Annotated in this window: 22 protein-coding genes; 14 read left to right on the top strand and 8 right to left on the bottom strand. The window is 41.6% G+C overall.

The genetic code is table 11. From position 1 onward, the window contains the following. Window positions 1–15 precede the first annotated feature (15 nt). From F0220_RS18465 to F0220_RS18455, 3 genes are read left to right on the top strand one after another with little or no spacing between them, the layout of a single operon-like run. The gene (locus F0220_RS18465; protein ID WP_105599319.1) at window positions 16–1,317 is read left to right on the top strand and encodes a hypothetical protein; all 1,302 of its coding nucleotides are present in this window, start codon (window positions 16–18) and stop codon (window positions 1,315–1,317) included. Window positions 1,318–1,349: 32 nt separating this feature from the next. Continuing rightward, a complete protein-coding gene (locus F0220_RS18460) occupies window positions 1,350–1,793 on the top strand; it encodes a hypothetical protein (RefSeq protein WP_105599318.1) in 444 nt (147 codons plus the stop codon). Further along, window positions 1,793–2,404, top strand: coding sequence for an SMI1/KNR4 family protein (locus F0220_RS18455; RefSeq protein WP_105599317.1), 612 nt, complete (start codon window positions 1,793–1,795; stop codon window positions 2,402–2,404). The genes F0220_RS18460 and F0220_RS18455 overlap by 1 nt, the downstream gene beginning before the upstream one ends. A gap of 95 nt (window positions 2,405–2,499) precedes the next feature. On the opposite strand, the gene F0220_RS18450 is transcribed toward F0220_RS18455, so the two are convergent. Continuing rightward, the gene (locus F0220_RS18450) at window positions 2,500–2,817 is read right to left on the bottom strand and encodes a hypothetical protein (RefSeq protein ID WP_105599316.1); all 318 of its coding nucleotides are present in this window, start codon (window positions 2,815–2,817) and stop codon (window positions 2,500–2,502) included. 108 nt (window positions 2,818–2,925) lie between these two features. On the opposite strand from F0220_RS18450, the gene F0220_RS18445 reads away from it, so the two are divergent. Together F0220_RS18445 and F0220_RS18440 are read left to right on the top strand one after the other, a co-directional pair. Next, entirely contained in the window at window positions 2,926–3,975 is a 1,050-nt protein-coding gene (locus F0220_RS18445; protein WP_105599315.1) for a leucine-rich repeat domain-containing protein, read from the top strand. A 151-nt stretch (window positions 3,976–4,126) separates the two neighbouring features. Further along, the gene (locus F0220_RS18440) at window positions 4,127–4,960 is read left to right on the top strand and encodes a cupin domain-containing protein (protein WP_105599314.1); all 834 of its coding nucleotides are present in this window, start codon (window positions 4,127–4,129) and stop codon (window positions 4,958–4,960) included. Window positions 4,961–5,370: 410 nt separating this feature from the next. Here F0220_RS18440 and F0220_RS18435 read toward each other — a convergent pair whose 3' ends face one another. Beyond that, window positions 5,371–6,417 carry an aromatic ring-hydroxylating oxygenase subunit alpha gene (locus F0220_RS18435; RefSeq protein ID WP_105599313.1) on the bottom strand — a complete coding sequence of 349 codons (1,047 nt, stop codon included), beginning with the start codon at window positions 6,415–6,417 and terminating at the stop codon, window positions 5,371–5,373. Between the two features lie 406 nt (window positions 6,418–6,823). Here F0220_RS18435 and F0220_RS18430 point away from each other — a divergent pair, with 406 nt between their 5' ends. Next, window positions 6,824–7,270: a carboxymuconolactone decarboxylase family protein gene (locus F0220_RS18430; RefSeq protein ID WP_105599312.1), complete on the top strand. Its 447-nt coding sequence runs from the start codon at window positions 6,824–6,826 to the stop codon at window positions 7,268–7,270. A 33-nt stretch (window positions 7,271–7,303) separates the two neighbouring features. Then, window positions 7,304–8,239: a sigma-70 family RNA polymerase sigma factor gene (locus F0220_RS18425; protein WP_105599311.1), complete on the top strand. Its 936-nt coding sequence runs from the start codon at window positions 7,304–7,306 to the stop codon at window positions 8,237–8,239. Window positions 8,240–8,338: 99 nt separating this feature from the next. On the opposite strand, the gene F0220_RS18415 is transcribed toward F0220_RS18425, so the two are convergent. Together F0220_RS18415 and F0220_RS18410 are read right to left on the bottom strand one after the other, a co-directional pair. Then, window positions 8,339–9,292 (bottom strand): hypothetical protein, encoded by a 954-nt coding sequence (locus F0220_RS18415; RefSeq protein WP_105599310.1) that lies wholly within the window; start codon window positions 9,290–9,292, stop codon window positions 8,339–8,341. Between the two features lie 242 nt (window positions 9,293–9,534). Continuing rightward, window positions 9,535–10,176 carry a spore coat protein gene (locus F0220_RS18410; protein WP_373419867.1) on the bottom strand — a complete coding sequence of 214 codons (642 nt, stop codon included), beginning with the start codon at window positions 10,174–10,176 and terminating at the stop codon, window positions 9,535–9,537. Between the two features lie 139 nt (window positions 10,177–10,315). Between F0220_RS18410 and F0220_RS18405 the strand changes: the two genes are divergently transcribed. Both F0220_RS18405 and F0220_RS18400 read left to right on the top strand, forming a co-directional pair. Then, window positions 10,316–10,852, top strand: coding sequence for a hypothetical protein (locus F0220_RS18405; RefSeq protein WP_091017837.1), 537 nt, complete (start codon window positions 10,316–10,318; stop codon window positions 10,850–10,852). Between the two features lie 30 nt (window positions 10,853–10,882). Continuing rightward, entirely contained in the window at window positions 10,883–11,611 is a 729-nt protein-coding gene (locus F0220_RS18400) for a DUF1361 domain-containing protein (protein ID WP_105599309.1), read from the top strand. A 141-nt stretch (window positions 11,612–11,752) separates the two neighbouring features. Here the strand turns inward: F0220_RS18400 and F0220_RS18395 are convergent, their stop codons facing one another. Then, window positions 11,753–12,766, bottom strand: a complete 1,014-nt coding sequence (locus tag F0220_RS18395; protein WP_181155468.1) for an alpha/beta fold hydrolase — start codon at window positions 12,764–12,766, stop codon at window positions 11,753–11,755. A 105-nt stretch (window positions 12,767–12,871) separates the two neighbouring features. On the opposite strand from F0220_RS18395, the gene F0220_RS18390 reads away from it, so the two are divergent. Both F0220_RS18390 and F0220_RS18385 read left to right on the top strand, forming a co-directional pair. Beyond that, on the top strand, window positions 12,872–13,465 hold the full coding sequence (locus F0220_RS18390; RefSeq protein WP_091017834.1) for a TetR/AcrR family transcriptional regulator: 594 nt from the start codon (window positions 12,872–12,874) through the stop codon (window positions 13,463–13,465). 143 nt (window positions 13,466–13,608) lie between these two features. Next, window positions 13,609–14,631 (top strand): serine hydrolase domain-containing protein, encoded by a 1,023-nt coding sequence (locus F0220_RS18385; protein WP_105599308.1) that lies wholly within the window; start codon window positions 13,609–13,611, stop codon window positions 14,629–14,631. Window positions 14,632–14,728: 97 nt separating this feature from the next. Here the strand turns inward: F0220_RS18385 and F0220_RS18380 are convergent, their stop codons facing one another. Further along, entirely contained in the window at window positions 14,729–15,709 is a 981-nt protein-coding gene (locus tag F0220_RS18380) for a serine hydrolase domain-containing protein (RefSeq protein WP_105599307.1), read from the bottom strand. Window positions 15,710–15,790: 81 nt separating this feature from the next. Further along, the gene (locus F0220_RS18375; protein WP_105599306.1) at window positions 15,791–16,000 is read right to left on the bottom strand and encodes a helix-turn-helix domain-containing protein; all 210 of its coding nucleotides are present in this window, start codon (window positions 15,998–16,000) and stop codon (window positions 15,791–15,793) included. A gap of 129 nt (window positions 16,001–16,129) precedes the next feature. Here F0220_RS18375 and F0220_RS18370 point away from each other — a divergent pair, with 129 nt between their 5' ends. Beyond that, window positions 16,130–16,393, top strand: coding sequence for a DUF6809 family protein (locus F0220_RS18370; RefSeq protein ID WP_105599305.1), 264 nt, complete (start codon window positions 16,130–16,132; stop codon window positions 16,391–16,393). Window positions 16,394–16,466: 73 nt separating this feature from the next. Here F0220_RS18370 and F0220_RS18365 read toward each other — a convergent pair whose 3' ends face one another. Continuing rightward, window positions 16,467–19,958 carry an SIR2 family NAD-dependent protein deacylase gene (locus F0220_RS18365; RefSeq protein WP_105599304.1) on the bottom strand — a complete coding sequence of 1,164 codons (3,492 nt, stop codon included), beginning with the start codon at window positions 19,956–19,958 and terminating at the stop codon, window positions 16,467–16,469. Window positions 19,959–20,138: 180 nt separating this feature from the next. Between F0220_RS18365 and F0220_RS18360 the strand changes: the two genes are divergently transcribed. Next, window positions 20,139–21,206 carry an ankyrin repeat domain-containing protein gene (locus F0220_RS18360; RefSeq protein WP_105599303.1) on the top strand — a complete coding sequence of 356 codons (1,068 nt, stop codon included), beginning with the start codon at window positions 20,139–20,141 and terminating at the stop codon, window positions 21,204–21,206. Between the two features lie 405 nt (window positions 21,207–21,611). Further along, window positions 21,612–22,964: a glucoamylase family protein gene (locus F0220_RS18355; RefSeq protein ID WP_105599302.1), complete on the top strand. Its 1,353-nt coding sequence runs from the start codon at window positions 21,612–21,614 to the stop codon at window positions 22,962–22,964. Window positions 22,965–23,129 lie beyond the last annotated feature (165 nt).

The raw sequence follows: 23,129 nt of genomic DNA, 5'->3' as shown, positions 1-23,129 counted from the left end.
AGTGGAGGGACACCTATGAGTTGGTTAAAGGAAGACATTGCGGAACAATGGCGCAATGAAGGCAAGCGTTATGCAAAGGATGTCAATTCATTTGTCCAGAGAAGTATGCAGGGAGAGCAACCGGATGAATCCGAGTTGGAGGGAGACTCCAGAAGCGGAATGAGTACTGAAGTATTCCATATGGTGAGACAAGCCAATCTCCACGGTGACTTGGAGGTGCTCCGACGTGAGCTGCCCGCAGCAACGTGGCCGCTGAATGAGGCGTTTCAGGCTTCCATGCAGGCGGTCAAAGTTGTAGGTTATCTGAACGAAGAAACGTGTGTATGTAACACGGGTATCTTCACAGAGAATGGTCAGATCTATACGATGGATCAGCACGGATGGCAGTTGATTTCTTCGTATACTTTTGCAGGTTGCTCATCAGACGGATTGGACTATGCGCTTGCAGGACCGGATGGGATTCGTGTCATTCGTCAGCCAGATCGCAAGTTGGAAGGACAAGAGATAGCGACATATCGTTGGGTAGATATTCAATCCCGGATACAGTCGTCCTCACCTCGAATTGAATCACTTGCTGATTGTGAGCATCCCGAACGTACACTAGAGGGACTTATACCTATGGATGAAGGCAGGGCACTACTTATACATTCACGATACGGGATATATCTGGTCACACAAGCTGAGGTGACCTTGCTTCATCCCGATCTGGCAGAGATTGAAGAGTACGAACTAGAGGATACACAGATAGATATGGGACATGCTGCTGTATCTCGGGATGGCCGATGGATTGCCTATGGTAGCCAAGGGAGCAATCATATGGTGATGGACCGTCAGGTGAACAAGACTTACTCCCTCTATCCAGAATCGAGTTACCCTCATTATGCCGCATTCATGAGTGCTAAGCAGAGCGTCTGGTTTAACGCATGTCATTTCTATAATGGGGTCACGATACAGGTCCCGCTGGAATCAATTGCAGGCAACGAAACGAAGGAAGATTGGCCGGTCATGGATGAGAATGCACGAGTGTATGCAGCGGTGGAAATAGAGGCAGGCATGGTGCTGGGGGATGCATATGGTTATCTATATTGTGTAAATGGCGAGGGTAAGGAAGTATGGCGTCATTTTGTGGGAAGTACCATCTATTCTCTCGCCGTATCGCCAGGGCAGTCCAAACTTGCAGTTGGCACGTATGGTGGCATGTTGCATGTGCTCGATCTTTGTTCCAAAGAAATGGACGAGTACGGGATCGGTACAGGCAGTTTTCGTGAGTTGGAGAGGTATGTATTGTGGCGTGGAGAAGAACCTCTGCGCTGGTGAGGTAGCATTATGACCTGTTTAGGGGTGAAGGCATGGAACGTGAAGAGGCTGTAATGTTATTAAAATGTCATGCTTTTTACTATGATGATCTGAGTCATCCCAAGATGGAGAACGGTTTTATTGGCAGTCTGCGCCCATTTCGCGGACATTTGATTGAGGAGAATTTTCATGAATTGATGAAGATATTACGTGTTCTGGCACCAGAACTTGCACAGCCTTCACTGGATCGGGGAGTCATGGCATGTCTTTGGGGAATTACTCATATGGCACGTGCCTGGGCCGTTGAACCCGAGGGCATGCTCCGCAGAAACAATCTCATCTCGGACGAGCAGGTAGTGTTGATGGAACAATGGCTTAATTTGTTATCTTACGCAGTCATGATCCTGATCGAAGGTGGCGGAGAGGAAGAAGCGTTTTGGGAATATCATCAATATGTGCAAGAAGAGAATGGCGGAGCTAAGAAAGGGGAGGTCTAGTGAAACCGGAGTCGAATGTAACATTAAACGTACTTATTGACGAGCTGAATCGCTTGTTGGATGAGAAAATACAGGATCAAGAGATTCGCCAATTGTTTGAAGAGTATCAACATCGGGAAGGGGCATCCGAAGAAAGTCTCGATATATTCGAAAAGGAGTATGGAATTAGGCTACCTGGCGATTTTCGTACCTTTTACCAAGGCAAAGATGGTAGTGGCTATGGGTTGCATGTGCTGTACCCGGGTGATGCTGAGGCTGGGCGTTGTACGCCATTTTATCTTATGTCATTGGAAGAGATTCGAGAGACCAAACAATACTTCTGTGAAGTGGATGAGAAGCTGGAAGAGTATTATTCTGCGGAAGAGATCAGCCAGTTGGACCCTGAGATTAAGCCGTACCTGTTCCACAAACCATGGATTCCATTTGCAACGATCGCGGGAGGTTCACTGTATCTGATGCTCGATTTTGATCCAACGGAGGAAGGGACGTATGGACAGATTATTATGTACGTGCATGATCCGGACTTTGTTTATTACCTTACACCTACCTTCACGGATCTCCTCCACATGTCGAACCGAAATCTGAAGGTGATGGATGAGATCACCTATTAATCTAAACGATTAGAGGATAGTTCTAGATGAATAAAGAAGCTGCTGAAGCAGCTTCTTCATCTGATCTGAACCTGGATTTTGGATAAGTCTCATGATTACCACTGAAAGAAACGATGTCCGTGAAATCCTCCGCCTGGAGGTCCTCCGTGTCCACCTGGACCACCTGGACCGCCGTGAGGTCCGCCGGGATAGCCACCTCCTGGGAAATGACCAGGGTGTCCACCGGGGTAACCACCGCCGGGATAGCCACCGTGCCACCAAGGACCACCGATCGGATATGGTAGTGGAAAAGGAACGATGGGTGGGTATGGATATGGATACGGATAAGGGTAGGGATACGGTGTGGGTGGATAATAAGGGTAAGGATAACCCGCAGGTTGCGGGGATGATACTGAACCAGGGCCGTATGCCATGTAACAAGCCTCCAATAACTGGATTGATGATATCAGCCTATGCCACAATGGTTTCAGGTGATACAGCAGATTGAAGAATAATGAATATAGAGTCATGAGGGGGAGCATATGGTAACCGTAGCTTTTCACACCGATCCAAGAGGAACTGCCTATGAACTGTTGATTGACGAATTGATCCAGAAGACAGATCGTTTTATGCTGGTTGACCGAAAGTATGTTGAGGGAGATACACCTGAGAGGGTTGCCAAAGTGTTACAGAGACTTGAGCCGTATCTAGTTGAAAACAGTACGATGGAAGAAATGATGATGCAAAGTGGCGCCATGTATGCAGAAGGCATCTATTACATATATCGTTGCACGCCTGAATCCGGGCAGGTCCTTAAGGAGGAAGCCAATCGCTTTCATGACTGGTTATATCCGTCATTGCCGGACGATCTTTGTTTTCTGAAAGAGGATGGGAGTGATTACTTCTACACGGTTGCTCATGAGCATATGTATGGCATGCACATTACACAAGAAGAAGCAATTGAGCTAATGGAGCGTATTCCAGGCTTGTTTTTTGATTTAAATCGTCAGAAAGATATTCATCGACTGTTGGATGATGCAATCAGGCATCAAACCGATGTGCTGAATATTAGTTCACATTACTTAAAAGAGATTCCGGAACGGATTCGGGAATTAAAGCACTTGAAACGTTTGACGATTTTTGAGCAGGATATTTATACACTTCCTCCAGCCCTTTTTGAACTGACATCATTGGAAGAATTGGAGATCATGACAGCGGATTTGGAAGGTATTCACCGAGACATTGGAAAATTGAAACAACTTCGAGAGCTTAGAATTTATTGCGGTAGTTCTTATCATGTTCCTACCGGGTGGAAGCCAAAGGAGAAGTCGGATCTTGGTCTGAAACATATTCCAGCCGAGATTGGTGAATTGAGCGAACTTGTGAGTCTGGATATAAGTTACTCTGGCATTCGTGAAATCCCACCCGAACTGGAGCAGTTGAAGAAACTGCGTTATCTGAGTATAACGAATAGTTTAATTGAAGGAATGCCGGACATAGTCAAGCGAATGACCTGGCTTCAGAGTGTAAATTTGAACAGTACTCCATTAGGGATCAGTTGGGAGGACATCTCCGACGAAGAAAAATTATAATAGCCAAATATCCCTGCTCCGTGTATCTGAGTCAGGGATATTTGTTATGCGATGAAAACTTGGCGGAAATGGGCTCACGTATCTGGGCGCTGGGCATAAGCTGGCATATAGGTTATGACCTAAACCGAGAGCGAAGGGCAGGAGTTTTATTTTGGCAACCTCATACATGGATTATACTTTACCCACCACCCAATTTACTTACGATTTGAGCAAGAATCCGTTATTCAAGAAGGATGAGGATAACTATATAAACTCTCTTTCCATCAACCAGTTAAACACATTGGGCAATACTTCTTTATTGGATATTTTTCTCAACACGGGCAATGTGGTAGAACCTCATATTCATCAGAATGCAACCGAACTGGTGTATTGCATCAGCGGTTCTGCCGTCGTGTCCCTCATCAATCCGTTTACCAATGAGTTGCTTCATTTCCCGATTACTCCGGGGCAAGTGGCGAATGTACCTCAAGGCTGGTGGCATTATGAAGTGGCTACTGCAGATCAAACCCATCTACTGGCGATCTTCGATGCACCGGTGCCTGAAGCGATATTTGGCTCAGACATCTTGCGACTTACACCTACCAAACTTCTGGCTTATACGTACTGTCTAGATGAGAAAAAAGTTCAAGAAGCGCTGGCTCCCATTCAAAAAACAGTGATTATTGGCCCGCCGGCAGATTGTATGACTTCCACTGCCCCAAACTCTAACAGTGCTCCGAATGTGAATCATCAGCCGTACGTAATGCCTAATGTACAACCAAATATGCAACCAAACACACAACCCAGCATGCAACCAAACACACAGCCGAATATGCCACCCAATGCACAACCCAACATGCCACCAAATACTCAGCCCAATATGCAACCTTACGTAAACCGTCTTCCGTACTGGGGGACTTGGGTCGATCCACGTATTATCCACGAACCGGGTTGCCCGTATTATAGAGAGCTTCCTGTGAATACGAATATTCAAGAGGAAAGATGACGTTTATTAGGCAACGTTTATCAAATACACATAGGTAATTCAGTTGAATTAGGTAAAGCAAAAGAGGCGTCCGCAAAGGAACGCTTCTTTTTTTGATTAAGGATGTCTTCATACTTGCGGAAAGCCGTGTTTAGAGCTAAGCATGAGGCGCTAACGAATCGTAGTCGTCTTAATCAAGGATTTGAAGCGTGCCCAGAAATCTAAAGAATCTGAGACACCTTATATCAGAATAAACAGCCGTTTGACGTGTTTATATCGGGGATTATGGGAAATAACATGTCTGGAGTTCCTTACAATTTTAAATGAGGCTATATGTGTTCAACTAAACATCTACATGATAACGGAAAGTTATTCTTCCATCGGAATGCCAGTGTAAATATATTCATTAGTTGAACTTATATACTATCTACTTACGATGTGTAATTTCGGCCCAAACCAATTTCCGTTAATAATTGACGATAAGCAATTGAAGTACGGTCAGCGGGAATATGGGCCTCGGCATGCAGATCCAGGGGCAGATCCTCCGGTTTCTGTGACTCGACCATCTCGCGGTCCTCTTCAAATACCTGCAAGTTAAACTTGATTGTGTCTTCAATAGGAGCGTCTTTGTCAAAGTTTCGTGTGATTGGACAGAATAGACGGGTATAACGAGCAGAGATCGGCGAAGCACAATTCAGAATATTCAGCTTGTCGTCTCCTGGGAAATGTACCGTCAGAGAAGCCGCAAAAGGCGGGAATACCCGAAACTCACGCAACCATTGGAAACCTTCTGGAGCAACCAGATCTTGCCCTTTGCCATAGTTGCTCACCGTACTCCAATACTCGGCCAGTAACTCATTACCTTCACGTTTCACTTTGTATTGAGGGACTTCTGTGTTGTTTTTGTCACCAAACGTTTCCGTATGCACATAGGCAAAATGGGATACATCGAGGAATCCCTCCATTTGTCGTCCAGAAGAACCGGCAATGTCAAAGTTGGGTGGCAAAATATTGATATAATCCGGATCATCCCATCCAGGGAAGGAGGGGATCTGTTCTTCCGTTCCCGCCAAAGTGGTCCAGATTAAGCCATAACGTTCAACTGCCGGATACACGATAAGTTTGAGCTTAGGCGAGATCTTGGAGCTTGGGTGTGCAGGTACTGCGGTACATTTACCTTCACAATTGTAACGGAAGCCGTGATAAGGGCAGACAATCTCACCATTTTCTACCCAGCCTTTGCTAAGTGGGGCCCCGCGGTGAAAGCAAAGATCCTTGGCTACGACAACCTGATCATTACTTCGATAGAGAACCAGCTTCACATCGAGTAATTGAGCAGCCAGGGGGTGGTCTGTTACTTCGGTAGCTTGTGCTACCGGATACCAATATTGTGATAATACATGCCAGTCTTCAGCGGTGAATGTACAACCTCTAGGCAATTCGGACGTCACCTTACGGTTTGCGTTGGAAGTTATCATAGTAAAACACTCCTTGCCAATATGAATAAACATTTCTCTTTCTTATGTCAGAAAAGTTAACTTTATTAGCCGTATGTTACTACTCTTTTGTCCAAATTATCAATATATCCAACCTACTTTTGGTTGAAATCACAAACGGTACAGCAAAAACCGTACATGGATACGGAAAAAAGCGGATTTTTCTTACGTTAGATGTTAATTGTAGAAAAGAGAACAACCATTCAGTATGTTTTTCCATTACTGATTATTAACTCCATGGAGGTTGTCCTGCCATCAGAATCTCAGTGTGAATATTCGTTAGTTGAGCAACCATTCTTGTGGGAATAAAAAGATTTTCGCAAAAATGTCACAGATCCCGGCCGTCGTTTGTCTACAGTATGTAAACCAAATGACGGAGGCGAATGAAATGAATTTAAGAACCAACTACAGAGCAGTGAGTCCAGGCGCTTTTAAAGCGATGATGGCGATGGAGCAGTATATATCCGGGCAATTTGATAATAAAGTATTGTATGAGTTGTTAAAAATCCGTGTGTCTCAGATCAATGGCTGCGCCTTTTGTCTCGATATGCATGCCAAAGATCTGATGAAACTGGGAGATTATGCGGATCATATTCTATTGCTGAGTGTGTGGCGTGAAGTGTCTTTCTTCACGGATCAAGAACGTGTTATGCTGGAGCTGGCTGAGGCGGTGACCCGTATCTCGGAACACGGTGTACCCCTTGCGTTGTACGATAAGGTTCGTGAACATTTCAGTGAATCCGAACTGGTGGATCTGATCCTTGCCATTAACACGATTAATAACTGGAACCGGATTGCGATTACAACAGGAATGTATCCGGGCTGCTTTAACTAAAATACATGCACCATGCCAGAGGAGGCCATTCTTATGAATTCCAATCTCCACGCCAATGAGCCAGAAGTGTCTTCTCTGGATGTTGGTGAGCTGTATATTCGGTATAAAAATTATGCATTTTCAATCGCTTATCGCATGCTCGGCAGTGTGGTAGAAGCTGAAGATATGGTTCAGGATTGCTTTGCGGGGATTCAGAGCAATACTACTCAAGATATTCGTAATCCGAAGTCTTATATCGCCAGATTGGTGGTGAACCGAAGTTTGAATCTGCTCAATTCTGCCCGCAACCAGAGGGAAAATTATGTTGGAGAGTGGCTTCCGGAACCGATAGCAGACAGTAAAGCGGGAAACATACCAGAGGAAACGATGCAGAAGAAAGAGCTGATTTCTTACGCCTATCTGGTCATGTTGGAGCGGCTTTCGCCTGTTGAACGGGCTGTTTTTGTACTTCGTGAAGCTTTCCAGTATGACTATTCTGAAATAGCGGATTGGCTGGGCAAAACGGAGAGTAACTGCCGTCAAATCTTTAGCCGCGCCAGACGGAACTTGCCTGAAAAACTTCCACCGATCGAGCAGAGTGATGCGGATATGATCGCCAAGGGTGAATTGCTTAGCCGTTTTACAGCGGCTTTCCTTCGTTATGATGTCGCTGCGATGCTCGAGTTACTGGCAGATCAGCCTGTATTTACAGCAGATGGCGGTGGCGTTGTGCATACTGTGATGAGAACGATGCATGTTCACAAAGGTGTGCTTGCACTCCTGACCTCACGGCGAGTCCTTACGCGATTGCGTGAAAGAGAATGGGTACCGATGTGGATTAATGGCGAGCTTCAACTCGCATTGATGAAAGAAGGACAGTTGTCCGAGGTGCTCTGTTTGGAGTTGGACCCTTCCGGAGAGCGGATTGAGGGCATCTATCTCGTCGTTAATCCGAACAAACTTACATCGGTATGCACGACAACTCTTTGATCAGAACGTAAGGACTCGAGATGTAAACTGAAAAGCGACAACCTCTGTTCCGAGGATTGCCGCTTTTTTTGCACTCCATTTGTGACTTGCTCCACCTTATTATTCAAGGGCAAAGTGTTGTTCAACAGATTCAATGATTGCTCGGACTTCAGGTGTAAGCTCATCATTGTTCTGATTCAGAACCTGCAAAATCTTTTCCATGGTATCGAGAAGAACACTCCCCGTATTAGGCTCCCGCTTAGCCAAAGCTTTCTCGTAAGCCTGTTTCACCTCAGGGTCCATGGTGCGAATTTCTTCATCCGTGTACCAATCATATGCAGGCGTGTTGTCACTTCCGTAAAACACATATTCTACAAATAACCACTGCTTCACTGTTGATGTGCGATTGGAATTCGGGAAGTTATTCAAAAAGGCTTCTTTCTCCAATGTACGCTGAATTAATTCGTTCCAGGAAATGATAATGCCACCATCCGAAGTGGTCATCTGATTGGACTCCGTAGCCATAATGTCGATATATGCAGCAATATCAGCCTTAACAAAAGGTTTGAACTTTTGGTAGATCTCATAATTGATGATAGGGTAATACAAGCCCTCACTGGTTTCCAGTTTGAACCCGAGATCAGATGCTTCCTGCAGAACTTTCCTCACTGACGGATCTTTAATTTCTTTCAGCAGACGACTGTATGTAAGCTTCTGTTCGTAACCAAGTTGTTCATGGGCCTGAGATAGGGCTTGTTGAAACTGTTCCGTATACATTTGGTTATCCATATCCGCCAGCTTCATATTCTGCATATTCTCCAATTGCAGGGTCATTAATGTTGCCTGCCAAGGACCGACTTTATCGATATGATTCATCAGGTATTTACGTGCTTTAGCCACACTCGCTGTGGATTTCACTGCTTCCGTTCGATACGTTTGGAATTGATGATACACCGCTTTGGAAGCGGGAACAGGTGCAGCCAGCGTTGTTGAAGTCGTAAGTGTTGAGCCGATGGCAGTACAGCCGAGAGCCATAGCCAGTAAACCAAGTTTAGCAGGTTGCTTCCATCTCATTCGTATACCTCCCCATAATGAAGAAAAAGCCATTTGAATTCTCGTTTAACGGCATTTCACCGTATTTTATATGTATGATCCGTATGTGGACTAAGTACGGGTTTGTCATTGATTAAACCAGTTTCTGGTAACCAAATCAAGAGTCTTCAGTAGGAAAATGATTGTAAATAACCAAAAAACAGCCCCTAAAACCCAAATGGGTTGAAGAGACTGTTCTAGGTGTTCAGACTTTATTTTCTAACTTAATGAAGTGGTTTATTGCTGTTAGGCATCTGAGGTGCTCCGGTTGCTGGAATGTATGCCTGAAGCATCTGTTGTGTATCACTTGGGGTGAGTTGAGGTACTTGGTAATAGGCGTTTTTATTCTGGAACATGAAAATTTCATAGGCCATCTCGATAAAATGCTGGATCTGCGAAGCGATGACTCGGCGAACCGTTCCATTTGTGATCTCGCTACAGGACATGCCGAGCAAACTCGCATGTGACTTGATCAGTCCCAGCATATGACCGCTAATTCCGGCATCCTTTACGTCAGCAAGGCTCTGGTTTGGTTTTTTCGGTGCTGATGGCTTAAGGCCATATACCGGTGGTACCATGTTGGGGATCATATAGGTAGCTGTCTCTTGATGAGGCTTCTGTCCGGATGCAAAACACTCTGCTGTCAGATTGTACTGGGATAAAATGAAGTTATACTGCCGGTCCAGAATGCCAATCAGTTCCTGGCTCTGCACGAATGTACGGAAGATCATATATTGATCCAGCACATTAATGGTGGAGGACAGGATCTCATGCACATCGAACATCTCATGACCGCCATGATTCATGTTAGGCGTAACATTGGGATTTGCGTTTAAAGTAGGTTGTACTACATTCTGTGGGTTCATCGAATTCGGATTCATTGGTAATTTGATTCTCCTTTGGTAAATGGTATGATTCTAGTATGCTTGGAGAGTAGTAAATTTATGTATTGTGTATGGATAAAAGCGTACGCACAAATAGGAATAGGCATGGTGGTGGTTAAAGATGGAAGAGACCGATTGGAGTATAGCCAAGGATGTGTTTGTCAAATATTACGGGAGCGCTGTAAAGATGCATCGAGAAGGTGTGTATGCGGACTATAAGCGATGGAACGTACCCCAAGCGTTAGAGGAACAATGGATAGGGGAGCGAATTCAACAATTAAGTTCCGAGCTGTCTATCATGAATTGGGATGCGGTGGATGAGCTTGCGTTGATTGCCAAACATCGGACAGAACCCAGTATTATTACGGCAATTACAGCATTTGCTTCAAGACAAATGAAGAGTGCGGACAGTATGGTTCGTCTCATGTATGCTGAACGTCTGATTGAGCTGATTAAACGGTATGAATCCTCTCTGCCAATGGACAAGATACGGGAAACCTATCAATTGACGATGGACTTGCTTGTCGATGTGGCGACTAAACCGTTGGTGCTTGATCCAGGCCATGAATTACAGCAGTATGGATTAAAGGATAAACGTGGATTGAATTTGCGTGTTGAAAAGAACAAGGAAGAAATCATCCGATATTTTCGAAATTAATTTGAATTTTATCAAGTGAGGTCAGAATCATTGAGAAAACTGAATTATATTCGCATATTTATTTTCCTTTGTGTGGTCACAGCAGTAACGCTTGGCTTGCACTATGTAGCCGCAGATTGGCTGGATCAGCGTTATTTCCGCTTCCTGATCTGGAATCTGTTTTTGGGCTGGATTCCCTTTGTGTTCTCTTATGCAGCCTATCTTCTAAGTGATGCGAAATGGAAAGGTGCCGCATGGCTTGCAATAGCAAGTGGTCTGCTGTGGTTGTTATTTTTCCCGAACTCTTCTTACATTGTTACGGATTTGGTTCATCTGACAGCGAGAAGTTCCCGGTATTATGGTGGAAATGGAGTGGACTACACCTATTGGTACGACTTGAGTGTTGTTTTAATGTTTGTCTGGACGGGGCTCCTGCTTGGCTTCTTGTCCATGTATCAGCTTCAGGAAGTGATCTATCACCGAATTGGACGCTGGGCATCCTGGATCTTTGTACTCGCAGGTAGTGCTTTGGGAAGTTACGGGGTATTGCTTGGACGTGTATATCGACTGAATAGCTGGGATGCACTGACGAATCGCGAGACGCTGGTTGAGCTGATGCACGAAAGTGTAAGCCGCCCGTCACTTGCGTTTTGTCTGTTCTTTGGCACGTTTATCATGACAATCTACGCCACACTGTATTACCTGGTTAACACGAGGTCTCCTCGTGAAACGCAGAAAAGTGCAGGAAGTCCTGAGGTTGACCTGCAAGCGTTGCGCTAAATTTTGTTGCCTTGAGGCATGCAGCCAAATAGAACTAATCTTAATATATTGCTTAAAGGGCTGTTCCAAGTCATACACATGGCTATTGGAACAGCCCTTTAACATTATAACGAGCCCTGGATCTGCTGAAAAAACACACCTCTACTTATCAGAGATTAACGCAAGGATTGTTTTCACAACCAGTTCGGGTTCATCGTGGATAACCATATGACCACTGCGGGTGGCCACGATGAGCTGACTATCCTTCGATATATTCAACATGTTATGCTGCCCCGATTGCCATATGGATTCGAGCTTCTGCCCCATTTCAACCGAAATCCCTGCTTGAGCATAGTCTTGAGGACGTCCGCGTGCAATGATACGTACAGGTATTGATCCAAGATTTTGGCCACGAATGGCATCTTCTGTTAAATGGGCGAGTAAGGCTTCTTCTTCTTTGGCATGAAAAAAGGAGGGCGTGGCAATCACATTAACAAAAGTATCTCGATCTTGCTTGGTAACCAGACCATCCAGCAAAAAGTCTGGAAATAATCTGAAAGCGCCGGATAACTTCAGTAAGGATAGGAAGGAGGCAGACGGGTTTCCCTGAAACTGAGCCTGTTCCAACAAAGCCTTTGTATTCTGTTCATCATTTTCAGGTCTCGCGTCAATGAGGACAAGGCTCTGAACCTCACTTGTATAGGTCTGTGCAAAGAGTCTGGCATACATACCACCAAGGGAATGACCTACCATAACGTAAGGTCCCTGAATATTCTCCTTCTCCAGAGCTGCATGTAGCTCTTTGACGATATTCGAACCTGTACGTTCTGTAGGGGCAGATTCACTCCAGGCATATCCTGCACGATCATATGTGACCACCGTTGCATGTTGGGCGAGTGCCGCAGGAATGTCTCTCCACGACAAACTCGTCTCACCACTTCCAGCCTCCATAAGTATGGTCGGCGAGCCATTGCCTTGTTTGTGAATGTGCAGTTGGTAACCGCCGATTTGAACTAACGTACCCGGAGGTGGAAAATCCTTTTTGGCCTGCGAAGAAGCAAACCACTCATAGAGGAATGCTGCACCAATTAGTAGTAGCACTATGCAGAGCAGCTTCACCATGATAATGAAAATTCTGAATCTCTTTCGTTTTTTGGTTGGAATAGTTGTAAGCATGATCTTATGAATTCCTCTCCTACAGTTTTTTATTTAGTACAATGTATTAAAATATATTATAGCACAGTGTATTACTAAAATAGAAGTCTGGTGTATAATGTTGTCATGCCAAAAATCGTAGATCATGAAGCTCAGAGGAAAATCGTTGCTGATGCAGCAATCCGGGTCATTCAAGAGCATGGACTGGAGCATGCTACAGTTCGCAATATAGCAAAGGAAGCGGGACTATCTGTAGGTTCCATGCGTCATTATTTTGCCACACAGGCCGAATTGTTCACCTTTTGCATGAATCTTTTTGCAGAAAGGGTACAGAAAAGGGTGGAGGCATTACAGATGAGTGGATCTGTAATGCAGGATATGAAGAATCTGCTCTTGCAATTTCTCCCGTTGGATGAAGATAGAATGATGGAAATGGAGGTATGGTTTTCGTTTACAGCCAAATTATTGGTGTACCCCGAATTAAAAAAGTTAAGTGATGAGATGCATCAGGGGATGTATCGATCGGTTCAATGGGTGGTTCAGGAGTTGCAAAAGCAGGGGATGACACATCCTGAACTGGATGCCGAGATGGAGATAGAGAAGTTATATGCTCTTGTGGATGGACTCGCCATTCATATGTTAATGCAGCCAGATAGACTTACAGTAAAACGAGTAGAACAAGTGATTGAACAGCATTTGAGCATACTTTGTTCAACTTAGTCTTACCTTGTATGAAGAAGGGGTATTTCCTTTTATAAGGGAGTAATCCTTCTTTTTATGAAAATATGGCAGGTATGCAGGATATGACGAAGAATTAAGAATGAGAATGTAATGAATACATAGACAAGTAGGTGAACAACAAAATGTTGAATGTATTAGAGCTGACAACAAAAGTAGAAGAATTCATGGAACGCGTGAATTTTTCGGGTGTTGTATTACTCCTACAAGGCGGGAAAACCCTTTTGAATATGAAACGTGGTTATGCGAATCGCAGTGAAGAGCTTGCCAATCAGGTGGACACACGGTTCGGCATTGCATCAGGATGTAAGATCTTCACGGCAGTGAGTATATGCCAACTCATTGAAGCGGGTAAGTTGTATGCCGATTCCAAGCTGGACGATGTGTTGGATGTGGAGTTTTCATTATGGGACGAAGGAATTACCATTCAGCAGTTGTTAACACATACGTCAGGCATTCCGGATTATTTCGATGAAGAAGTGATGGATGACTTTTCAGAATTATGGAAAGACAGACCCGTCTACGCGATGCGGCGTTTAAGTGACTTTCTGCCCATGTTTCAGCATCTGCCGATGAAGTCTGCTCCGGGTGAACGTTTTCACTACAACAATGCGGGTTTCATTGTGCTGGGGCTTATTGTGGAACAACATTCAGGACTGTCGTTTACAGATTATGTGGAAGAGCACATTTTCAAAAGTTGTGGCATGAAGGACTCCGGTTATTTCGTAACAGATCAGCTCCCGCGCAACACAGCTTTAGGGTATATCGATCATGAAGATGGCTCCTGGAACACCAATATGTTCTCCATTCCTGTCAAAGGTGGATCAGATGGTGGGGCCTATGTTACCGCGCCGGATATGATTCGATTCTGGGATGCTTTACTGGGTCACCAATTGTTGAATGCTGAGACAACACGGCAGTTATTAACTCCACATGCTCATCAAGAAGATGAAGAGTATTATGGGCAGGGGATCTGGATTGACCGCAAGGGGGAGGAGATTTTTAAATTTCATGTCATGGGGTTTGATCCAGGGGTGTCGTTCATGTCTTCCGTGTATCCAGACTTTGATCTACAACTGGTTGTGCTCTCTAATCAAGAGTCTGGTCCGTATCCAATCACGGTTGCCATCGAAGAAGCATTGGCATAACGAATAAACCCTCAGCCTATGGATTGGTTATCCTACATCAGGTTGGGGGTTCATTGGTCTAACCATTGGTCGAACAACATAAAAGAGCGGCCTGCATTTATAACATTTTCCACAGCTCAGGAGCGATTAATCGAGGGAAAACATCCAGTGGAGGTTTCTCTTTCTTTCGTTTGTCATTGGTTAACACCGTAACAAGTTCCAGCTCAGGGACAATATATACATACTGACCACCAAACCCTCGCGCGTAATAGTAATGGAGATTGGATTGCGTGTCTTCAGTAGCAATATCTTCCGCGTCAGACCTTTCATTCGGATAGACATCGACCCACCAATGCCAAGCATAACTGCCGTAATTAGGTGGGCTGACTGTAATGAATGGCTGAGTCGAACGGGATACGAGATCACTTGAAATGAGAGACTTACCCTCCCACATCCCTTGCTGTAGAAATAGCTGACCGAATTTTAGCAGATCTACGGGTAACATCTTAAGGCCGAATCCGCCGGTGTGTACACCTTGGGGGTCGCTTTCCCATTCATAATCCTTAATTCCTAGCGGGTCAAAGAGATAACGTTCTGCGAACTCGGCTACATTCATACCTGCATTTTGCATCAGAATGGCGGATAGGATCTGTGATACTCCTGAGTTGTACTCCATATGTGTACCCGGTACATGACTTAACCGTTGTTCCAACGTAAAATCCACCCAATGATCGGTGCGGGTCATTCGAGGGAATGAATTTTGCCCACCGAACTCATCCCAGTTGAATCCGGCTGTCATGGTGAGCAGTTGTTCCAGAGTGATTGCTGGCTTACGCGGGTCAGGATCGGATGTCAACTGTGGGAAAAAGGTGGAGATTGGGGCTGATGCCTCTGGCAACAAGCCTTCATACATCGCTATACAGATGAGTGCGGACAGCACACTCTTGGTACATGAATTGATTTTTGCAATATCGGTCGCAGCCTCTTGGTTGCGGTAGTGTTCGTACATAATCTCACCGCGTACGCTGACGAGGCAGCTTCGCAGATCCAGCTGCGGAATGATAAGTTGTAATTTGGCTGACAGTGATGAAGGATTCATAGTGTCCTTTCTGTACGGTTGATTTGTAATAGGATTTTGTGATAGCACGTTATCGCTCTAGAGCATTTGAAGGATGTAGACTTAACATCGTTTGGGATTGTTAGTTTGTCCCAGTATGTAGTCTACACTCACATTATGGAATTCAGACAGCTTGATAAGAACAAAGCTTGGAATATCTAAAGCGCCAGTTTCATAACGAGAATATGTTGTTTGAGAAATTTTCAGCATCTTAGCCATTTGTTGTTGAGTCAGATCTTTATCTTCTCTTAGATCACGAATTCTTATATACATAGATATCACCCTTGATCAGCTTACTCTATGCGGAAACTGCATATTGATTTTTATGCAATTTTCGCATAAAATTAAACCGAGCTAATTAATGAGTTTTTACTGTGAAAAGATTATTAGGGAGGGATTGAAATGAAAAGCATATTAGAAGAAATCTATTATGGTAATCTGAGACCAGAAGAGAATATTGTTCCTAAAGGTTCGGAGTATCGATCTATTAATAAGGAGATTACAGGTTACATCGAAAAATTTCAGAAAAAGCTTTCGGAGGGTGACTTTAAACAGTTGGAGGAACTATTAGACATGATAGATAATATTAATTCCACTAATTCTTGTGAGGCATTTGTGACAGGATTTAAAATAGGGACATTAGTTACGAACGAAGTTTTTCAATGAGAGTAGGTAAGAATTAGCTAGAAATCAATACTTATATAAAAAGCCTACTCGCATAGAGTAGGCTTTTATGGGATCAACTTGTTTTAATAAAGTGATCAGAGTTTATTCTAATCTCCGGTAAACGATGATTTTTAATGATTTCTTTCCAATGATCCAGTTCGGTACCAACGTCTTCACTTTTCATAATAATCAATTGAGTGACTAAAGATGAAATACTTGCATGTAGTTCGAACTCATCTTGAGACAAGATTAAATCATCGTTCTCGATAATAAAATCAATGTTATTGTTGGAGAATTCAATCAAAAACACGCAATCTTCTTTAGAAAAAATCAATGGTTTTGATTTTATAGTTTGAAGGATAGCATCACAAGCTGCTAGTTTCATTGTATGTGATCCGTATTTTAATATTTCAAATAATTGATTTAAGAGAGTAGTAGGTTCTTCATCAATATGGCCTTCTATAATTAACTCTAAATAGCTAGGTAATGCACGTAGAGCATGTTTAATTGAATCATCGGGAAATTTCCAAATTAAATCAGCATAACTTGTTGTAAAATTCAAATCTAAATGTAGCCTCTTTGCTTGTGGAAGAAGGTAGACAAAACAATAAATTTTACAGTGATATATCTCATTAATAAGGGAGCTTAATTTTTCTTTAAGCTTACTATCTAAATAATCCAAAGGAATTGTTTTCAGAATAGTGTAACTGAGATATTGAACTAATAATATTAAGTAATCTGGTGAACGAATTAACCAATTTCTTTCATTCTCTGTTCCTAATAAAATTGCTTTTTGAGAGTCCCACCAATAAAAGAATTTACTTAGCCATTCCGCGAGTATTTCCATTGGGATCTCTTTATTTTTTTCTAAAGTTTTATTTATAATTGATGAGAATTCTTTAAAATAATTATCAAATGCTGAACCGTCACTTATCACCCCATTATTTGTAAACTTCGGGATCTCTTTATTAATGATAAAATCTTGGATAATCTGAAGTGGTTCTCTTTGTTTTAAATTAATGGAGTCAAAAATAAATTCAAAAGTACTTTGAAATACAAAATTACTAAAACCGAAAGAACGATTAGAGGGCAATGAGTTAATAATTAATGCTAGTTGATGCTCTTGTTCTGTTGTCAGGTTTTGCGTTTGATAAAGAAAAACTAACCTTATTAGTGCGCTCTCTTCATTAGCATTTTCGAGTAGATTAGATTTTATTTCCTCTTTTATTTCTAATTTAATTGGTGTTAAGTCATTAATTGATAAAAATATAAGAAAAGGATCGAAGAAATAATTTAAGCTATTTTCAACGAAATTATTATCAAGAGCCACTAGTAATTTTTCAAAGAAAGTTTTCTTTAAATGGTATGTTTTCGAGAAAGTTAATCTTTGAATTAAGTTCGAATAAAGCTCAACCTCAGATATACTATAAATTTTTTTGTTTTCAATTAGCTCGAAAATCATCTCATCAAAAAGTATTTGTTTTTCTGAAGAGAATGCAAAATATACACGTGATAAAATCTCTATTGCATGTTCAACTGGAACTAGTGGAGAAGATTCTATAAGGGAATTAATTAGTATAGACTCGATTATTTTTAACTGAGGAGATTTAAGGTAATAAACAAATTGTCTAGTGAAAATATCTCCAATATCTTTATTGTTTGCATAATATAATCCCTTTGTCAGTGAGAAGTTGGGAAGAATAATGCTAATGTTTTTATGTGCAATTTCAAATCTTTTACGTATATAGTAGAGTCCAAGTTCTTCCTGTAAAATTAAAGCCGCATAAGAGTCTAAAATTTCTTGACTCATAAAATCACCAAATTTTGAACTAGACTTTCTAGTTCTGGGATCAAATCCAAAAGTCTCTTTGTTACCTAAATCATAATTATAATCTTTAACAGATAACCATGTTCTTTCAAGTTCACTGTTTGAATTGCAGCTATGAGAATTAATTTCACGTAATCTCTTTGAGTAGTAACCACGTTTATTAGTAATGCGTTCTAAATTATGGAGCACTACACTTTCAAGAGATAGTAATCTATAATTTTCATTATCAATTGTTAATAATTTTTTTATTTTTAATAAACTGAGTTCGAGTAAATTTTCTGCAACTTGCAATTGCTTTATATTAGAATAAACTACAGCTTTTTTGATATTCCATTCATAATCATTATCCGTGACCTGCCAATTGTTTAATTCAATTAGTACTTCACTGACCTTATTTAGTGCTAACAAATTGAGAATGGTTTCGTACTGAAGAAGGTGTCGTTGCTCCGAATTCAGTTTACTGTCTTTTAAGATATCAAAATACTGATTGAACTTACCTTGATCAAAATCCAATCTAGCTTCTCTAAGGAGAACAAGTTTTATTTCATTTAGGTTAATATCTGAATCGTTAGATGAGACAAAATTTCCTATGATACTTTCGAGAATTCGATGTTTATTAAAATCAAGAGGTATTGAAAATATGTTAAAATACCAGAGAAATTCATTTATTAAATTTATTTTTTCTTGGCTAATATTGTCTTCATTAAAGTTACTGAAAAAATGATTGCTGAGATTATGCAACTTGAGGGCATTTGATCTTCGTATGCTATCCGGTAATACTACCCAGCCAGGATAATTTTTACGATTGTAAATAAAATTATTAAGACTTCCATCTAATATACGATGTGGCCATTCATTTTTTTTCTTTTTTGATTCGTTCATTAGGAAACGGAATATATCTGTATACATATCATTAAAAGGATTTGAACTGCTTGAGTATAATCTTGTAAAGTCGATTAATGTTATCCCCTTCTTCTCCAATTCAACTCCACGATGCTCTTGATCATAACCAAGCATGTATACTTTAGGCATGTGCTCGCCTAAATTCTCCGACACCCATGATGTCCAGTTACTAAAGTTAGGATCATCTCCTGAAAAACCTATTAATACAAAAGTTGTTTCCATAATTGACTGCTGAACCATATTTACAAATGGACTAAATTTTACAGGATAATTATCATAATCCGATTTAGTGAAAATAAAAGGTCTATTTGCAGGGAAACTACCATGAAGCTTAATGATACGAGGTTGAACTGAATTTGGAATGTCACTTATATCATAGATAGTTTGATAATTTCTCTCATGTACATGGCTTTTAGCACGTTCTAAAAGAGTATCGTAATTAGTTGTATAAATATCGCTCCAAGGTAGTTTTAATAAATCAAAATGGAGGCTATCAGGTTCGTAATTGTTATCTGGTATAGCATTTTTAAGAGCTTCATCTAGACTGGTTCTACCGTACTCTTTAACATATAACTGACCTATCTCTAATACATCTACATTGCTAAGGTCTCCTTTGTGGCTCAAACTTTTAGTTAGTTCATCTTTAATATCATGCCAGAGGGCCATGCCATTAAAAGAATCTTCAATCTTTTTAGCATTTAAGCTAAACCCAGCACCAACCATTACTGTAACTCTGCTTTTTCCATCATCTGACCACAATCTATCTCTTATTTTTTTGAAATGAGGATACATATCAAGATTTTCTTGAAAGAATTCTTCAACATCCTTGGTCATAGTTATTCTCCTAGAATATGTATTTTTTTAAAAATATTTAAATGAAAATTTATATTTCTAATATGAGAATTCGACAATTCTCTTAAATTAGTGATAGGTTATAATAATACTATTTTATATTATATCCCATTCATAAATTCAACTAAATATAAAATTGATTAGTAGTAGGAGGGTGCACCTTTGTTCAAAATCGGAAATCAAGGATCGTTCGAAACGCTTCCTGATCAAGCTAGGGCAATATATGAGGGAGATACCGGTGCTGTAGAACAATTCATTAAGCAGGGCATGGGTCTCGAAGAAGAGATCACACTCAGCAAATACATAGCATTAACGCCGTTAGACCTTGCCTTAATCTGCAATCAACTGGAAGTGGTTAAGTTGTTGTTCGAGCATGGAGTTAATCTGAATGTCAAAAATAATCCGGCGATCCTGAAGGCAGTTAGATACTGTGGAGAAGAAATGGTGCGATACCTGTACCAACACGGTGCAAAGTTAAATGGCCTTAATCGGGTCAAATCCAGTGCATATGATGAAGCCTACTATGGTAACAAAAAGAATATAACCGTGCTGAATGAACTGGGGTTGGATATTCGTAAATATGGAGGCAAAACGTTGCGCAAAGCGGTAGCTGATCACGATATGAAGACAATTCAGTACTTGCTGGATCAAGGATTGGACGTCAATTACAATGAACCGGATATGGTATACCCGTATAAGGCGACACCTCTCACGGTAGCTGCAAGACTTAATAACATGAAGATGGTTCGATATCTGGTGGACCAGGGAGCAGATGTGACCATTCAGGAGAAGGATGGAGAGCGAGCGTACACAATTGCAGTGAGTCAGAAAAATGAAGAAATGGCTGAATATCTAAAGGGGCATGAACCTCAAGAATTTCATGATATGAGCAACAAATTGCAAGCATTAAAGTCATTTAAACTTCCGCAGCAACTTATTGATTTTCTAACTAGTGGACTCCGAAGAATAGACTTGCAAGATTGTGAATCAGGCATCCGATATATAGAATTCTTTCATCTGATCGATACGGTGGAGATGAAAATGGGCAGACATAAGTTACTGCGTATTTCTTCGGACATCGATCAATATTCACATATCCTGATAGTCTGGAATCCGAGCAAAAAAATGATTGGATATGCAGACATTGAACATCAAGAGCACGGAACGATAGCTACATATGAAGAGTTCATGTTAAATCCAGCTACAGCTATAGAGGATATCCTGAATTAGATGGAGTATGCACGAGAATTCCATGAACCTCTTTCCTATGATCATACGGAAGAGGTTCTTTACTATTACGAACATGTTAATATAGGAAAAATATCATATGAAAAAAAGTACGATAGTGTGTGATAAAGTCTTAATGGTAAAATACCAAATTATGTTATAACCGTGGCAACAAATATCATGTATGTGCTTTGATATTATCTCACCCATCCCCATCCTGAACCAGAGCAACTCAGTTTCAATGAAATTGAGATTGGCTTACTTAATGAAACGTTTCGAATTTATATTAATATATTATTCTTATGATAATCAGAATTTGTAAGCGTTTTATTTTCTTGTTTACGGAAATGGGAAATTTATGATAACATATACACGAAACGTTTCGAATCCATTTGAAGGGAGAACATCATGAAAAAAGCAAAAATATTCAGCTTCATTTTAACTTTTTGTCTGTTCGCTAACTTATCTTTAACTCCTATGGCCTCAGCAGGTGACTCAAGCAATTTAATTGGATTTCGAGCAGAATTGAAAGCGATTGCATATAAGACCTATACATTTTTTGAGGACTATACGGATCAGAACACTGGCTTGACTTACGATGAAGTTCGGCTCACTGAAAAAGGGACAGAAGAAGCTAAACGTACCTCGCCCACGAACATCGCCATGTATATGATGAGCACCGTTTCAGCGCAACAATTGGGTATCATTTCGAAGAAAGAAGCAGTACATCGCCTGCAAACGACTATCAATTCCCTAGAAAAGTTAGAAAAGTGGAACGGCTTATTTTATAACTGGTATAACACAGATGACGGTACAGTGAAGAAAGATTGGGGACAATTTATATCCCAAGTCGATAATGGCTGGTTATCCGCTGGTTTAATTGTTGTTGGGCAAGCCTATGAAGAACTTCATGGGGCAACAAGCGAGTTGGTCGAAAATATGAATTATACTCCGTTATATGATCCTGAAGTCGGCCAATTCCGCGGAGGCTATGATGTGGCTAAAGGCGCACTGACGGATCACCATTATGGAATGTTTTACACGGAACCACGTGTAGGCAGCTATATTGCCATTGGGAAAGGTGATGTTCCCCAAGAGCATTGGTGGAAGATGTATCGCACATTACCTCAAGAATGGGATTGGCAAGCTCAGATTCCTCAAGGCAAATCCGTTAAGTACGATGGAGTGGATGTGTTTGAAGGAAGTTATGTATACAAGGATAAAAAGTTCGTGCCAAGTTGGGGAGGCAGTATGTTTGAAGCTCTTATGCCCGGTATGGTTATAAAGGAAAAAGACCTGGGTACTCAAGCTTTGGGATTGAACAATCAGCGTCATGTTGAATTGCAGATCGAATATGCCAAAGAAAAAGGGTATGCAGCATGGGGCTTTTCACCTTCTGCAACTCCGACAGGTTACAGTGAGTTTGCAGCAACGCCGTTAGGGACCTCAGGTTATAAAGATGGAGCAACGGTTACAGCACACGCAACATTCCTTGCCCTGGATTATGCCCCTGAAGCTGTTCGAAAGAATATTAAAGCTTTAAAGAAATTCAAAATGTTTGGCAAGTATGGGTTCTATGACTCAGTCAATGTTGAAACGGGAGAACTCGCAAAAGCTTATCTGGCACTGGATCAAGGAATGATTATGGTGTCGATCGCTAACTATCTTCAAGACGGTGTTATACGCGATTATTTTCACAGTGATGTGATAGGGCAGACGCCAGAAGAATTGTTGAAAAAAGAAGTTTTTTCTATTCAATGAAGGGGAGGAAAACTTGCCATACCGATTGTTTAAACGGAACGAAGCAGAGTGTTTTCTGCTTCGTTCCATTTGCGTTTGTCGAACCGTCTCTTAGGTTTAAACCTCCTATCCGTAGCGAGAACCGCCAAGAGCCTTCCGGTAAACTTGAGATGTTTAGGCTGGGTG

This window comes from Paenibacillus sp. 37 (assembly GCF_008386395.1).
Lineage (GTDB): Bacteria > Bacillota > Bacilli > Paenibacillales > Paenibacillaceae > Paenibacillus > Paenibacillus amylolyticus_B.
Note: the sequence above shows the minus strand (reverse complement) of the source record. Positions and strands in the feature narration are given on the sequence as shown.